Genomic DNA, 14,343 nt, shown 5'->3' with positions numbered 1-14,343 from the left:
TCAAGCATCGCCAAGGAAGGACTTGATGGTCTCGATGAATTTCAGAACCGAGATGGGCTTGGAGATATAAGCTTCGCAACCGCCCTTCCGAATGCGCTCTTCATCGCCCTTCATCGCGAAGGCCGTGACGGCAATAACGGGAATCGAGCGCAGTTCAGGATCGGCCTTCAAATCTCGCGTGACATCCAGCCCGGAGACCTCAGGCAGTTGGATATCCATCAGAATCAGGTCGGGACGATGCTCGCGCGCCAGATCGACAGCCGTCAAACCCGAACGGGTTTGGACCGTGCGGTAACCGTGAGCCTCGATCAGATCGCGAAAGAGCTTCATATTCAGCTCGTTGTCTTCGACGATCATGACGGTCTTGGTCATACGAATACCCTCTTCCGAACGTGACTCGTCCGGTTTCCCGACCTTCAATAGGCAAAGCTAGGGTAATTTGATTTAACAATTCGGCAATTCGGTCCTTCGACCGCGAAAGGAATCAGTTATGATTAACAAGACCTACCGCAGCGGAAGCGACGATCTGGAACAGACGGCGGCCGGTCTCGCGATCGAAGCCCTGACCTTCATCTCAACCGATCGACTTCTGTTCAATCGGTTTCTGCGCCTCACCGGGCTCGAACTCGAGAATCTTCGGCAAGCGGCGGGCGAGCCGGCGTTTCTTGCGGGCGTTCTGGATTTCGTTCTTTCAGACGAAAAACTCGTTACGGACCTCGCCGCCCATCTCGACATCCCAGCCGTGCGGATCTCGGCCGCGCGCCGTGTCCTGGCGCTTCCCTACGCGGAGTCCTACTCCTGATGACGACGATCGGCCCTTCGATCGATGCGCTGCCCAAGCGCCATGACGCCTTGCTCGTCCTGGATGTCGATGAGGTCGTGCTGCATTTCATCGCGCCCTTCTGCGAACTCTTGGCCGAGCATGGCGCGCAACTGCATTTCGAAAGCTTTCGGCTGACCGGCAATGTTCGATCGCTTTCGACGGGCGCGGCCGTCTCCGGTCATGAGCTCGATCGCATCACCGACCTTCTCTACACAGAGCAGGTCGAGCGGCAGCGGCCGGTGGCGGGTGTCGCCGAAGCGCTAAGTGAGCTTCGCGAAAGCGCCGACATCGTGTTCCTGACGGCGATGACGCCGCACTATTACGCGCAGCGCCGTACCCTCCTCGACCAGCATGGGCTGACCGATCCGATGATAGCCACCGAGCGATCCAAAGGTGGCCTTCTCGCCGAAATGCGCCAGCGCTGGAAGGGGCCGATCGTGTTTGTGGATGATCTCCCGCCCAATCTGGAGGGAGCCCGGCGCAGCGCGCCGGATATTCATCTCGTCCATCTCATGGCGAACCGTGAGTTCCGCGCTCACCTTCCATCAATGCCGAAGGGAACCGCGAGGGCCGACAACTGGTCAGAGGCCGCAGGGCTGATCCAGCGCCTTCTGGCAGGCTGAATTCTATCCGGCCGATCCGGTGCCACGTTGGTAACGGCTCAGAACGGCGCTCCCGCCTTACGCCAGCTCGACGTCGAGGACGCCGGGCGCCGCCTTGATCACACTTGCCATCTGCGGCGAAACGCGGAACTTGCCCGGCAGGGTGATCTCCACCTCGCGCTCGCCATCGTCGCGCAACAGGATCAGCGAGATGTCGCTGTCTCCGCCTTGGCGCAATTGACTCTGGAACAGCGAAAACGGCTTGGCGTCGCGCATGAAGATGCGCAGCGCTTTTTGCATCTTCTCCGCCTCGGCTTCCAGCGACTGGACACCGGACGCGCGCAGCGAGATACCTTCCGGCCGATCTTCTGCCGAGACCGTGACAATCACCGAAGCGCCCGGCTCCAGCTTGTCGCGGAAGGTGATGAGCGTTTCGGTGAAGAGCACGATCTCATATTGCCCCGTCGGGTCGGACAACTGGACGATACCGATCTTGCCGCCGGTGCGCGTCTTGCGCTCCTGCCTCGATGTCACCGTTCCGGCCAGGCGACCCGCCGTCTGCCCCTTGCGGACGCCAGCGACGACTTCCGCGTAGGTCTGAACCTTCAGGCGCTTCATGGCGTCCTTGTATTCGTCCAGCGGGTGAGCCGAGAGATAGAAGCCGATCGACTGGAACTCCCGCAGTAGCTTTTCAGCCGTGCTCCATCCCGATACTTCGTCCAGCCGCAGGGGTTCGGGTTCCCCACCACCGCCGAACATATCGTGCTGGCCGGACGTGCGCCCCGCCTGCGCCAGCGCGGCATAGGCGGAGAGCTTTTCGAGATTACCGCACAAGCGAGCACGGTCGATGCCAAAACAATCCAGCGCGCCCGCCGCGATCAGATGTTCGAGCGTGCGTTTGTTGACGATCTTGGGATCGATCCGCGCGCAGAAATCCTCGAGGCTTTTGAATGTCCCGCCTTCCTCGCGCTTTTCGACGATATGATCCACCGCCTGCTCGCCGACGCCCTTGATGGCTGCCAGCGCGTAGATGATCTTCCCGTCCCGAACCTCGAAAGGCCGGTGCGAGAGTTGCACCGAAGGCGGCACGACGGGAATGCCCAGACGCTTGGCATCAAGGCGGAAGTCGTTGAGCTTGTCCGTATTGCCCATATCGAGCGTCATCGACGCGGCCAGGAACTCGACCGGGTAGTTCGCCTTCAGATAGGCCGTATGATAGGAGACCAGCGCATAGGCCGCCGCATGGCTCTTGTTGAAGCCATAGTCGGCGAACTTCGCCAGAAGATCGAAGATCGTGTTGGCCTGCGCCTTTGGAATGCCGTTCTTCACGCAGCCATCCACGAAGCGCACGCGCTGAATATCCATTTCGGCGCGGATCTTTTTGCCCATGGCGCGGCGCAGCAGATCGGCCTCGCCCAGCGTATAGCCGGACAGAACCTGCGCGATCTGCATCACCTGTTCCTGGTAGATGATGACGCCCTGCGTTTCCCGAAGGATCGGTTCGATCTTCGGGTGGATGATCTCGACCTCTTCCTCCTTGTGCTTGCGGGCGTTGTAGACCGGGATATTCTCCATCGGGCCGGGGCGATAGAGCGCGACGAGAGCGACGATATCCTCGAACCGATCGGGTTTCATGCCGATCAGCGCCTTGCGCATGCCAACCGATTCCACCTGAAACACGCCGACCGTCTCGCCGCGCGTCAAGAGTTCGTAGGTCGGCTTGTCCTCCAGCGGAACAGCACCGAGATCGATCCTTTCACCGCGCCGGGCGATCAGGTCAACAGCGGTCTTCAGCGTCGTCAGCGTCTTCAGGCCGAGGAAGTCGAACTTCACGAGCCCGGCCTGCTCCACCCATTTCATGTTGAACTGGGTGACCGGCATATCGGATCTGGGATCTCGATACATCGGCACGAGCTTCGACAGGGGCCGGTCGCCGATCACGATACCGGCGGCGTGGGTCGAGGCGTGGCGGTAGAGACCTTCGAGTTTCAGCGCGATGCTGAGAAGGCGGTCCACCACCTCCTCCTTTCGCCGCTCTTCCTGAAGGCGCGGTTCGTCCTCCAGTGCCTGCGCGAGCGTCACCGGATTGGCCGGGTTTTGAGGCACGAGCTTGCAGAGCTTGTCCACGTGGCCGTAGCTCATCTCCAAAACACGCCCGACGTCGCGCAGCACGGCGCGCGCCTGCATGGAACCGAAGGTGATGATCTGGGCCACCTGCTCGCGCCCATATTTCTGCTGGACGTAGCGGATCACCTCCTCGCGCCGATCTTGGCAGAAGTCGATGTCGAAATCGGGCATCGAGACGCGGTCGGGATTGAGGAAGCGCTCAAACAGAAGCGCGAAACGGAGAGGATCGAGATCGGTGATGGTCAGCGAATAGGCGACGAGCGAGCCCGCGCCCGAACCACGGCCGGGTCCGACCGGGATGCCCTGCGCCTTCGCCCATTTGATGAAGTCCGACACGATCAGGAAGTAGCCAGGGAACTTCATCCGCTCGATGACCGAGAGTTCGAACTCAAGCCGCTCGCGGTAGGTCTCGACGGTCTGGCCCGGTGCGGGACCGTGCGCTGCCAATCGCGCCTCGAGCCCGGCTTCAGCTTGGGCGCGCAGTTCCGCCGCTTCGGCAAGCTCGGCCTCGCTCGCATCAGCACCTGCGCCAGCGAAACGGGGCAAGATGGGCTTGCGCGTGCGGACGCGATACGAGCAACGTCGCGCGATTTCGACCGTGTTCTCGATCGCCTCGGGCAGATCGGCGAAGAGAAGTGCCATCTGCTCCTGCGATTTCAGGCAGTGGTCACGCGTCAGGCGGCGGCGATCCTCGTGGCTGACGAGCCGATTCGAAGCCACCGCGATCAACGCGTCATGCGCGTCGAAATCTTCGTTGCAGAAGAAGAACGGCTCGTTGGTTGCGACAAGCGGGAGATTCAGCTCGTAGGCCAGCGCGCAGGTTTCGGGCTCCGTACGCCGGGCACGGCCTTCGTGACGCTGCAATTCGACATAGAGCCGATCGCCGAAGGCGGACGCCAGCATTTCCAACCGAGCGCGGGCAACAGTGCTTTGACCCGACGCGATGGCGGCCCCGATCGGCCCGAGCGGCCCTCCGGTCAGAGCGATCACGCCATCCGAATGCTCGGCCAGCCATTCCGCCAGAACGTGCGGACGCGTGTTTCCATCATGTTCCAGATAGGAGCGGGACACAAGTTCCACGACGTTCTCGTAGCCACGCTCCGTCGCCGCGATGAGAACGATCGACCCTGTCGATCCGAAGCCGGAGCGATCCCGTGGATTGCCCTCCACATCGCGGAAGTCGACCTCAATCTGACACCCGATGATGGGCTGGATGCCAGATTTCGCCGCTTTTTCCGAAAACTCCAGCGCCCCGAAAAGATTGCCTGTATCGGCAATCCCGATTGCAGGCGCTCCATCGCTCTTGGCGAATTTGACGATCTGGTCGACGCGCAGCGCGCCTTCGAGCAAAGAAAAGGCGCTGTGCACCCGAAGATGAATGAAACGCAGGGGCGTCGCTGCGCCCCCTTTCTCTTCGGCCATGACGATGTTCCCGATCTCGGCACGGACCTCATCGAAGGGTCCGTCAGGCCGAAGCTCGAAGACCGGATCGAGGATCGATTCGGTTTCGAAGTCCGCAGCCAGGAATTCGTCAGTGTTCCAATTCATGAGCCGAAGTCCAGACCCGATCCGGACTTGTTCACCATTCCCGCAAGCGTGGGATCAGATCAGATGAAGGATCAAGGCAAAGCTCGCGATGAAAGCGGCTACGGCCGTGAGCGAAGCGATTTCTCTGAGAACCAGCATGACAACCTCCGTCGATCTGTGTTCCCAATTTGTTCCATTCCCTTGCGATACGCAAGAACAAAGTAAGAACAAGTCCACTATGGTTGCTGAAATGACAAAGCCCCGCATTCAGGGCGGGGCTTTGAAGGCTTGCGGTTGGGATGGACGCTCTTCAGCCGTTCAAACGCCCGAGAAAGCGGTCCGCCGTCCGAAGGCTCAGCGCCATGATGGTCAGCGCCGGATTTGCTGCGAGGGCCGAGGGGAAGACCGAATTGTCGGCAATCCAGAGGTTGGGCACATCGAAGCTGCGGCCATAGGGATCGACCACGCTATCTCCCGCATCGACGCCCATCCGGCAGGTTCCGATCGTATGGGCGGTACGATCGAGCACCCAGACGTCGCTCGCCCCGGCGGCTTCCCAGACCGATGTCATGAATCGAACCGCGTGGGCGCGGAGCGCCTTTTCATTCTCGCCGTACCCGAAGCGGATCAGCGGCTTGGGCATGCCCCTCCCATCCAGCTCGTCCGATAGGGTCATCACGTTCTGGTCGCTCGGAAGGCATTCGCCATTGATGCCGATGCCGGCGACGTGGTTGTAGCGGTCGAGATAGTCGGTGAGCTTCTGCCCCCAGAGACCTCGCCCGCGAGCCACTTGGTCCGCCCATGTCTGGAGCACCACGCCCAGGCTTTGAACGAGATAGCCACCGGCGAAATCGGCGCCTTCCGGTCGCAGCATGTCTTCGGTGATCAGCGAAGACGGATAGCCTTTGTTCATCCGCATCTCGTGTGGGAACGTTCCCCAGACCTGCGTTGCGACATGCGCCGTGTAATTGCGCCCCACCTGACCGCTTGAATTGGCGATCCCCTGCCGCAGGAGAAGGCGCGGTGTCTCGATCGCCCCCGCGCAAAGAAACACCTGCGCGCATTTTTGACGCATCATGGCGCCGGCCTGCCAATAGACGACCGCCGCGATCCGCCCTTGGCTGTCGAACTCGAAATGATCGGCGAAGCTCTCCGGTCGAATCTCCGCACCGCGCGCGACGGCGAGGGGAAGATAGGTGACGTCCATCGACGTCTTGGCACCATTGCGACAGCCCTGATGGCAATAGCCGCAATTCACGCAAGGCTCGCGTACTGGGGCATCCGGTTGCTCGAAACGGCGTGACACGACTGCGACAGGACCATCGCTCGCCTTCGCCCCAACGGCCTCGCATCCTTTCGCCATAACCTGCGCAGGTGCGTTCCGCAGAACGGGCGGCAGCGCATAGCGACGGGACGAGTCCCAAGGGTAAGATGCCGGGCCTGACACGCCGACGAAGGACTCAACTTCCTCATAGTAGGGAATGAGCTCGTCGAGTGACAAAGGCCAATCCCGCCCCTTCCCGGTTTCGCTCGCCAAGCGCAGATCGCGCGCGTCGGCGCGCGGCACGAAGGCGCCCCAATGCAGCATCGAGCCGCCGACACCGACGCCGCTATTGTTGGCACCAAACGCTTCCGGCATCGAGCCACCGCTGACGCGCTCATCCATCCAATACAGATCGGACGACATCGCCTCGTCCGCCGCGTATTCTCTGGGGTCTCGGTTCGATCCGGCTTCCAGCGCCACGACGCGCAGGCCCGCTGCGGCCAGCCGCGCCAGAAGGGGCGATCCACCGGCACCCGTCCCGATGATCACAGCGTCCACAACCTCATTCAGCCCATAATGTGCCATTCGGTCGAGCTTCATCGTGCGTGCTCCGATTGGTCGAACGATGAGACCGGCTCAGGCTCCCAAGCCTCGCGTTCGTCGATGCCGACGTTCTCGAAGCCTTGGAACGCCAATCCGGTGCCGCCGCCATTCGCAAAGCCGGAATAGCCAATCCGCGCCATAATGGCGGGATGCGCGACATAATGACGAACCGCGTCAGATCGGACTTCTTCGAACCAGAGCTTCATCTGCTCGGCATCGAAACACCCTCCCGGCACCGGGGAGACGGCATTGCCGTGGCCGATCGTTTCCAGCAATTCGTCCCTCGCCGCCTCCGGCAGGAGATCGAACCCCTGCCCGGTCTTCGCCTCGGCCAAGGCGTTCAACGTGTCGAGGCCGGCGCGATAGGCTTCTGGATCGGTCGGGAGAGCTTCGTAGCGCCAGCCGTTTCCCTCTTGATCTGCCATCATCGCGTCGAGGCGCAGCGCGATGTCGATGCCGTAGGCTTCCGCATCCGGAAGAATACGAGAAACCATCGCTCGTAAGGTGTCCAACTGTCGTTGGTCGAACGACCGAGGCGCCGTCGCAGAATCGTCCGGAAGAGCGCGCCGCGCCAGCTCGGCTTTCAGCGCATCGCTGACGCGATTAGGTGGGACGAGATCCGTACAAAGAGGGAAAGGTCGAGACGAGGTCTTGATTGGGGACGCAGTGGACAACGGCAGGTCCTAACGCAGTTGGAACGGTTCGAATGTGGCCGTCTAACTACGTGGATGCGAAAACGCTGCATCGGATCGCTCGGCAAGTTGCCGCATGATGCAGGAGCCGCCGCCCCTCGCAGGGCGACGAACCTGTTGTCTCAGAGACGATGATCCCGAATCTTCCCTTCGGACAGCGTCACGGCGCGGTCCATTCGACGAGCCAGATCGTGATTGTGTGTCGCGATCAGCGCTGCCACACCGGACTGGCGCACCAGCGCGGTCATGGCGTCGAACACATAGTTCGACGTGGTTGGATCGAGATTACCGGTCGGCTCGTCCGCCAGAAGCACAAAGGGATTGTTGGCGACCGCTCGAGCGATCGCGACCCGCTGCTGCTCGCCGCCCGAGAGTTCGGAGGGGCGATGTTTGGTGCGATGGCCCAGCCGCATATAATCGAGCAGTTCCCGTGCCCGATCCGCCGCCAGATCCCGGCGAAGACCGCCGATCATCTGGGGCAGCATGACGTTCTCAAGGGCCGAGAATTCCGGCAGGAGATGGTGGAACTGATAGACGAACCCGATGGCGGAGCGCCGCATGGTCGTGCGCCCGGCGTCGTCCAGCGCGCCGCAGGATTGCCCGTTGACGACCACGTCCCCGGCGTCTGGCCGTTCCAGCAAGCCGGCAATGTGCAGAAGTGTGGACTTACCCGAGCCCGACGGTGCGACAAGCGCCACCATCTCGCCCGGCATGATCGCGAGGTCCGCCTGATCCAGGATCGTGAGACGAGCGTCCCCTTGCGCGAAATGACGTTCGACGCGCTCAAGACGAAGAGAAGCCTGATCCATCATTCGTAACGCAATGCCTCGACGGGATCGAGCTTCGATGCCTGCCACGAGGGGAAGATCGTCGCGAGAAAGGACAAACCGACCGCCATGAGCACGACTGTCGCGACCTCACGGGCATCGATCTCGGCCGGCAGCCGGCTGAGGAAGTAGAATTCGGGATTGAACAAGGTCGTGCCCGAGACCCAAGAAAAGAACTGACGGAGATTTTCGATATTCAGGCAGAAAACCGTACCCAGAACGAAGCCCGCCAGCGTTCCCGAAATGCCGATCGAGGCGCCCGTGATCAGAAACACGCGCATGATCGATCCACGCGTAGCCCCCATGGTTCGCATGATCGCGATGTCCCGGCCCTTGTCCTTCACCAGCATGAAGAGACCGGAGATGATGTTCAGCGCGGCGACCAGAACGATCAGGGTCAGGATGATGAACATGACGTTGCGCTCGACCTCCAGAGCCGAAAAGAAGCTCTCGTTCTGACGCTGCCATGTGATGGTGTAATTCGGCCGTCCGGCGGCCTGCTCGATCTGCGCCTGCATGGCCGACACCTTGTCGGGGTCGTTCACGAAGATCTCGATCGACTGCGCTTGGTTTTCCGAATTGAAGAAGAGCTGCGCTTCACTGAGCGGCATATAGACATAAGCGGCATCATACTCCGACAAACCAATCTCGAAGATCGCGACGATCGGATAGGCTTTGACGCGTGGCGTGACACCCAGCGGCGTCACGTCACCCTCAGGCGAAACGAGCGTGATGGAGTCGCCGAGGCGCAGCCCGAGCGAGTCCGCCAGACGGCTTCCGATCGCGACACCCTGGCTGGTGTCGAAATTCTCGATTGTCCCGAGTTTGATATTCGACGCGATGGGCTTCAGCCGCAGGAGATCGGCGCCTCGAACGCCTTTCACCAGAGCGCCGGTGCTGGCATTGTTTGTGCCCGTCGCCAGAACCTGTCCCTGTACCAGGGGCATGGTGAAGGCGACGCCGGGCACCGCCGCAATGCGCTTGGCCACCTCGTCATAGTCGGTCAGAGGCTGATCCATGGGCTGCATGATGACATGCCCGTTGACGCCCAGAATGCGCGTCAGCAACTCCCCTCGAAATCCATTCATCACCGACATGACGATGATCAGTGCCGCCACGCCGAGCATGATGCCCACGAAGGAGAAGCCGGCGATGACGGAGACACCCGCATCTCGCCGACGTGACCGGAGATACCGGCCCGCGATCATCCATTCGAAGCGCGAGAAAGGCTTGGTCTTCATGAGGGGCTCCGGAGCGATGCCGGCTGCGGGACCGACCGTCATCGGGCGCCGATCGTCAAGCCGAGAGACGACGCAGGACGTCGCCAACGGGCAGCGTCTCGCGCTCGCCACCGGCGCGCAGCTTCAATTCGACCTCGCCTGCTTTGGCACCGCGCGGCCCGACAATGATCTGCACCGGCAGGCCGATCAGGTCCATCGTCGCGAATTTCGCGCCCGCTCGCGTGTCCTGGTCGTCGTAAAGGACGTCCTGCCCCGCTGCCTGCAGCTCGGCATAAAGACGCTCGCAGACCACGTCGCATTCGGCGTCGCCCGGCTTCATATTGATGAGACCGACATCGAAGGGCGCAACGCCCTTCGGCCAGATGATACCGTTCTCGTCGTGAGACGCTTCGATGATGGCAGCGATCAACCGGCTCGGACCGATACCGTAGGAACCCATGAAAACGGGCACGTCCTTCCCATCAGGCCCGGTGACATAGGCTTTCATCGGCTCGGAATATTTCGTACCGAAATGGAAGATGTGCCCGACTTCGATGCCTCGGGCTGCGACCCTCTCGCCCTCGGGAACCGCGTTCCAAGCGGCTTCGTCGTGCATCTCTTCGGTAGCCGCATAGGGCGTCGTCCAAGTGTTCACGATATCGGCAAGAGCTGCCGCATCGGTGAAATCGACGCCCTCACCAGGCGCGGCCATATCGAGATAATCGCGATGGCAGAAGACTTCACTCTCGCCCGTCGAGGCCAATATGATGAATTCGTGGCTGAGCTTGCCGCCGATCGGCCCCGTATCGGCGCGCATGGGGATGGCCTTCAAGCCCATCCGCTCGAAGGTGCGCAGATAGGCCACGAACATCCGGTCATAGGCCGTCTTCGAGGACTCGTAATCGATGTCGAACGAATAAGCGTCCTTCATCAGAAATTCGCGTGAGCGCATGACGCCGAAGCGCGGACGTACCTCGTCCCGGAACTTCCACTGAATATGGTAGAGGTTGAGCGGCAGGTCCTTGTAGGAGCGGACATAGGAGCGGAAAATGTCCGTGATCATCTCTTCGTTCGTCGGACCGAACAAAAGATCCCGCTCGTGGCGGTCCTCGATTCGCAGCATCTCCTTGCCGTAATCGTCGTAGCGCCCGCTCTCGCGCCAGAGATCGGCCGACTGAATCGTCGGCATCAGCATCTCTATCGCGCCGGAGCGGTCCTGCTCTTCGCGAATGACACGCGAGACCTTGTCCAGAACACGCTTACCGAGCGGCAGCCAGGAATAAAGCCCGGCCGCCTGCTGGCGGATCATCCCCGCGCGCAGCATGAGACGGTGCGAGACGATCTCCGCTTCCTTCGGGGTTTCCTTGAGGATCGGCAGAAAGTAGCGAGACAGACGCATGAGAACTCGAAGCTCGGCGAGAAAGGAGGAGGGATACCCTGCCCCGGCTTCTTAACGGCTCGAACACCGAATGCAAAGCGAAGCTAATACAGGCCGTCCATCAATCCGGATCGCATCGTATCCGGCGAGCACGAAGCTTGCTCGAGGCATGCCATGCTCAAGTCCTAGGCGCGATGAGAAAGAAATCGTCACATTTCTGCCATTCGCACTCGACAGCACCATGATTTAGAGTCTAAGTTCGGTCCATCAAAAAGCGTCGAACGACGCATACTTCCGCAGACCGCGTTTGGGAGGACGTGACCTTCGGCGCGCTAAAGCGCAGCCTCGGCCCAAGGGTCGATGCAAGGTCCAGGTTTGTGATCTAAAATGCGAGGCTTGGCCTCGCATTTTTTTTGCCTGCGCATTCCCGCCAGGCAGCTTTATACCGCTTGGCCCTCCGCAATCTCACTCAGGTTCCCGGCACGATATGGGGGATCATGTCGATGCTGTATCCCCAGACCTCCGTGACGAGATAAAAGACTGCGAAGACCGCGAAGGCGAGAAGCGTCGTGCGGAGCGCCGCTTGCCCAACCTTGAACCGGCTCGGCGCGCTGTGGGCCGTGCCGAGAACGATATCGCCATCGTCGATTTGTGATCGCATGCCGATCGGCAGAACGATGAAGAGCACCGTCCACCAGATCACGAAATAGATCGCAACATAAGTGACGATGCTCATCTGTTATATTCCTCAACGTATTCTAGGGCGGAAAGATTTCAGCCCTTGACGACGAACACCGTCACCGATGGCTTCTTGCCCCAGGCATCATGCGCCTCGCTGCGAACAGCACGACGAACGGCCTCGCGCACGAGCTCGACATCCTTGCGGCGGCCCCGAGGGATACTCTCTACCGCACCAGCGGCGGCGTCGAGCAGGATTTCGACCATTTCGTCGCCGTTCTCATCGCGCTCGGGAAGGCCCATGGCAACGATTTCGGGATCGACGTCCAGTTCCAGCTTCGCGCTGAGTTCGACCAGAACGGAAACGTGTCCCGCGAACGCCAGACGTCGGCGCTCGTCGATGCCCATTTCCTTCGTGCCGCCGATCAGGAAGCCGTCCTTGTAGAACCGACCGACGGGCACTTCATCGATAATGGTGGCCGGCCCCGGTGCAAGACGCACCATCTTCCCGTTCCGCAGCGAAACCACGTCTGGCACGCCGAGGTTCTTCGCGAGCTGGGCATGTGCCACAAGATGCGCTGGCTCGCCATGCGCGGGTACGGCGATCTTCGGACGCGTCCATTCATACATGCGGCGCAGCTCGGAACGCCTCGGGTGGCCCGACACGTGAACCAGCTTGTCGTGATCCTCGATCACGACGATCCCGCGTTCGATCAACGCGTTCTTGATGTCGTTGATCGCCTTCTCGTTCCCAGGAATGCTGCGCGACGAAAAGATCACCGTGTCGTCACGAGACAGCGCGACGGCGGGATGCTCGTCCTTTGCGAGCTTCGACAGAGCGGCCCTCGGCTCGCCCTGACTGCCGGTCAGAACGATGACGGCCTTTTCCCGAGGGATATAGCCGAAGTCCTGCTCACTCACGAAAGGCGCAAGCGACTCGAGATAGCCGAGTTCCGACGCGACATCGGCGACGCGCTTCATGGATCGGCCCATCAGCAGAACTTGACGACCGGCGATCTCGGCCGCCTGCGCGATCGAGCGAATGCGGCCGACGTTGGACGAGAAGGTTGTGACAGCCACGCGGCCCTTGGCCGCCTGAATGATCTCGGACAAGGACGCCGAGACCTGCTTCTCGCTGGGCGATTCGCCTTCGCGCATCGCGTTGGTCGAGTCGCAGACGAGAGCGAGCACGCCCTCGTCGCCGATCTCGCGCAGACGTGCCTCGTCGGTCGGCTGACCCAAACCGGGTGTCGGATCGATCTTCCAGTCGCCCGTATGCAGTACCGTACCCAGCGGCGTTCGGATCGCAAGAGCTACGGGCTCGGGGATCGAATGCGTCACGTTGATCGCTTCGATCGAGAACGGCCCGACATCGAACCGATCTCCCGCCTTGAAAATGGTGACCGGCACTTTGGGTGCGCCCGGCTCGCCCTCACGCTTTGCGGCGAGAAGCGCTGCCGTGAAAGGCGTCGCGTAAACCGGAGCCTTCAAGCGAGGCCAGAGATCGAGAACGGCCCCGTAATGGTCCTCGTGCGCATGGGTGATGATGAGAGCTTTCAGAGAATGGCGCTCGGACTCCAGGAATGTCGTATCCGGCAGAATCAAATCTACGCCCGGCATCTCAGGGCCGGCGAAGGAAACGCCACAATCGATCGCGATCCATTCGCGATTATCGGCGGGACCATAGCCATACAGGGCGAGATTCATACCGATCTCGCCGATGCCGCCCAGCGGCACGAATACCAGTTCGTTCAATGCACTATCACTTTCCTACAAGCCGCAAGGCGGCGCCGACTTTCATAAAGGCAGGGGTTACCTGCAAACTCACAGCACCGCCGCTGCATCATCGCGCGGCAGTAAGAAGACGTCTCCAGCCGACACCTCGCGTCGAGTCCCGTCCGGCAAATCCAGCACCAGACGACCCGAGGAATCCAAATCGGCGAAACGCCCTTCGATTGTCTCATTGGGAAGATTGACGCGGCACGGACCACCGATCCCCGCCGCACCCGACAGCCAATGGAGGCGAATATCAGAAAAATGGGCGCCTTGGCGCCATAAGTCCAGAGCGCCCTCGATTCCGGTAGCAACGGACAGGAACACATCACGCACGCCAGCGATGATACCGCCTTTGGAAAGCGTCGTCACTGCGTAGGGCGCACCCTCGGGCGCAGACGCGACGTTCACGCCGAATCCAATGACGACGGCTTGACGTCCGTCAGGCGTCCGCTCGCTCTCGACCAGGATGCCAACGCATTTGGCACCACCTATGAGAAGATCGTTGGGCCATTTGATCCGGATCGCAGCGGGATCGGCACCTGGCAGTTTAAGCAGCCCGTCTCGCAAACCGACCGCAATAACGAGAGGAATTTGACCCATCGCATGCACGGGCGCGGGGTCCACCAACAAGAGACTCGCGTAGAGATTGCCCTGCTGAGACGACCAAGGGCGGCCACGCCGCCCTCGTCCCGCCGACTGACTTTCAGCCGTGATCCAAAGCGCTCCGGGATCACCTGAACGCGCCGCCTCAAGCGCTATCGTATTGGTCGAAGTGACCTGCCCGAGAGCGAGATGGCGGCGCGTCGAAGGTCCGGTTCGGAGCATT

Annotated in this window: 12 protein-coding genes; 2 read left to right on the top strand and 10 right to left on the bottom strand. The window is 61.1% G+C overall.

Features of this window, described 5'->3' with window-relative positions; all coding sequences use genetic code 11:
- Positions 1–372 (bottom strand): response regulator, encoded by a 372-nt coding sequence (locus NS365_RS00330; RefSeq protein WP_058598284.1) that lies wholly within the window; start codon positions 370–372, stop codon positions 1–3.
- A gap of 118 nt (positions 373–490) precedes the next feature.
- On the opposite strand from NS365_RS00330, the gene NS365_RS00325 reads away from it, so the two are divergent.
- A complete protein-coding gene (locus tag NS365_RS00325) occupies positions 491–802 on the top strand; it encodes a DUF3572 domain-containing protein (RefSeq protein ID WP_058598283.1) in 312 nt (103 codons plus the stop codon).
- Positions 802–1,446, top strand: coding sequence for a hypothetical protein (locus NS365_RS00320; protein WP_058598282.1), 645 nt, complete (start codon positions 802–804; stop codon positions 1,444–1,446). Before NS365_RS00325 ends, NS365_RS00320 begins: the two co-directional genes overlap by 1 nt.
- 57 nt (positions 1,447–1,503) lie before the next feature.
- Here NS365_RS00320 and dnaE read toward each other — a convergent pair whose 3' ends face one another.
- The 9 genes from dnaE to NS365_RS00275 form a co-directional block, all read right to left on the bottom strand.
- Entirely contained in the window at positions 1,504–4,974 is a 3,471-nt protein-coding gene (dnaE, locus tag NS365_RS00315) for a DNA polymerase III subunit alpha (protein ID WP_058598452.1), read from the bottom strand.
- A 415-nt stretch (positions 4,975–5,389) separates the two neighbouring features.
- A complete protein-coding gene (locus tag NS365_RS00310) occupies positions 5,390–6,943 on the bottom strand; it encodes a GMC family oxidoreductase (protein WP_058598281.1) in 1,554 nt (517 codons plus the stop codon).
- On the bottom strand, positions 6,940–7,458 hold the full coding sequence (locus tag NS365_RS00305; protein ID WP_275477543.1) for a gluconate 2-dehydrogenase subunit 3 family protein: 519 nt from the start codon (positions 7,456–7,458) through the stop codon (positions 6,940–6,942). The genes NS365_RS00310 and NS365_RS00305 overlap by 4 nt, the downstream gene beginning before the upstream one ends.
- Before the next feature lie 302 nt (positions 7,459–7,760).
- The gene (locus NS365_RS00300; protein ID WP_058598279.1) at positions 7,761–8,450 is read right to left on the bottom strand and encodes an ABC transporter ATP-binding protein; all 690 of its coding nucleotides are present in this window, start codon (positions 8,448–8,450) and stop codon (positions 7,761–7,763) included.
- A complete protein-coding gene (locus NS365_RS00295; protein WP_244498316.1) occupies positions 8,447–9,706 on the bottom strand; it encodes a lipoprotein-releasing ABC transporter permease subunit in 1,260 nt (419 codons plus the stop codon). The genes NS365_RS00300 and NS365_RS00295 overlap by 4 nt, the downstream gene beginning before the upstream one ends.
- A 55-nt stretch (positions 9,707–9,761) precedes the next feature.
- Complete coding sequence (gene proS, locus NS365_RS00290; RefSeq protein ID WP_058598277.1) at positions 9,762–11,084, bottom strand: proline--tRNA ligase; 1,323 nt, start codon at positions 11,082–11,084, stop codon at positions 9,762–9,764.
- A gap of 448 nt (positions 11,085–11,532) precedes the next feature.
- On the bottom strand, positions 11,533–11,799 hold the full coding sequence (locus tag NS365_RS00285) for a DUF1467 family protein (RefSeq protein WP_058598276.1): 267 nt from the start codon (positions 11,797–11,799) through the stop codon (positions 11,533–11,535).
- A 38-nt stretch (positions 11,800–11,837) separates the two neighbouring features.
- Positions 11,838–13,448: a ribonuclease J gene (locus NS365_RS00280; protein WP_244498320.1), complete on the bottom strand. Its 1,611-nt coding sequence runs from the start codon at positions 13,446–13,448 to the stop codon at positions 11,838–11,840.
- A gap of 117 nt (positions 13,449–13,565) precedes the next feature.
- Complete coding sequence (locus NS365_RS00275; RefSeq protein ID WP_058598274.1) at positions 13,566–14,342, bottom strand: biotin--[acetyl-CoA-carboxylase] ligase; 777 nt, start codon at positions 14,340–14,342, stop codon at positions 13,566–13,568.
- Between the last annotated feature and the right edge of the window lies 1 nt (position 14,343).

This window comes from Aureimonas ureilytica (genome assembly GCF_001475935.1).
In the GTDB taxonomy this organism is placed as follows: domain Bacteria; phylum Pseudomonadota; class Alphaproteobacteria; order Rhizobiales; family Rhizobiaceae; genus Aureimonas; species Aureimonas ureilytica_A.
Note: the sequence above shows the minus strand (reverse complement) of the source record. Positions and strands in the feature narration are given on the sequence as shown.

What these genes read in the sequence shown, in the direction of transcription:
- NS365_RS00330 (WP_058598284.1), bottom strand. Translation starts at nt 372, where the DNA reads ATGACCAAGACCGTCATGATCGTCGAAGACAACGAGCTGAATATGAAG.
- NS365_RS00325 (WP_058598283.1), top strand. Translation starts at nt 491, where the DNA reads ATGATTAACAAGACCTACCGCAGCGGAAGCGACGATCTGGAACAGACG.
- NS365_RS00320 (WP_058598282.1), top strand. Translation starts at nt 802, where the DNA reads ATGACGACGATCGGCCCTTCGATCGATGCGCTGCCCAAGCGCCATGAC.
- dnaE (WP_058598452.1), bottom strand. Translation starts at nt 4,974, where the DNA reads ATGGCCGAAGAGAAAGGGGGCGCAGCGACGCCCCTGCGTTTCATTCAT.
- NS365_RS00310 (WP_058598281.1), bottom strand. Translation starts at nt 6,943, where the DNA reads ATGAAGCTCGACCGAATGGCACATTATGGGCTGAATGAGGTTGTGGAC.
- NS365_RS00300 (WP_058598279.1), bottom strand. Translation starts at nt 8,450, where the DNA reads ATGATGGATCAGGCTTCTCTTCGTCTTGAGCGCGTCGAACGTCATTTC.
- NS365_RS00295 (WP_244498316.1), bottom strand. Translation starts at nt 9,706, where the DNA reads ATGAAGACCAAGCCTTTCTCGCGCTTCGAATGGATGATCGCGGGCCGG.
- proS (WP_058598277.1), bottom strand. Translation starts at nt 11,084, where the DNA reads ATGCGTCTGTCTCGCTACTTTCTGCCGATCCTCAAGGAAACCCCGAAG.
- NS365_RS00285 (WP_058598276.1), bottom strand. Translation starts at nt 11,799, where the DNA reads ATGAGCATCGTCACTTATGTTGCGATCTATTTCGTGATCTGGTGGACG.
- NS365_RS00280 (WP_244498320.1), bottom strand. Translation starts at nt 13,448, where the DNA reads ATGAATCTCGCCCTGTATGGCTATGGTCCCGCCGATAATCGCGAATGG.
- NS365_RS00275 (WP_058598274.1), bottom strand. Translation starts at nt 14,342, where the DNA reads ATGCTCCGAACCGGACCTTCGACGCGCCGCCATCTCGCTCTCGGGCAG.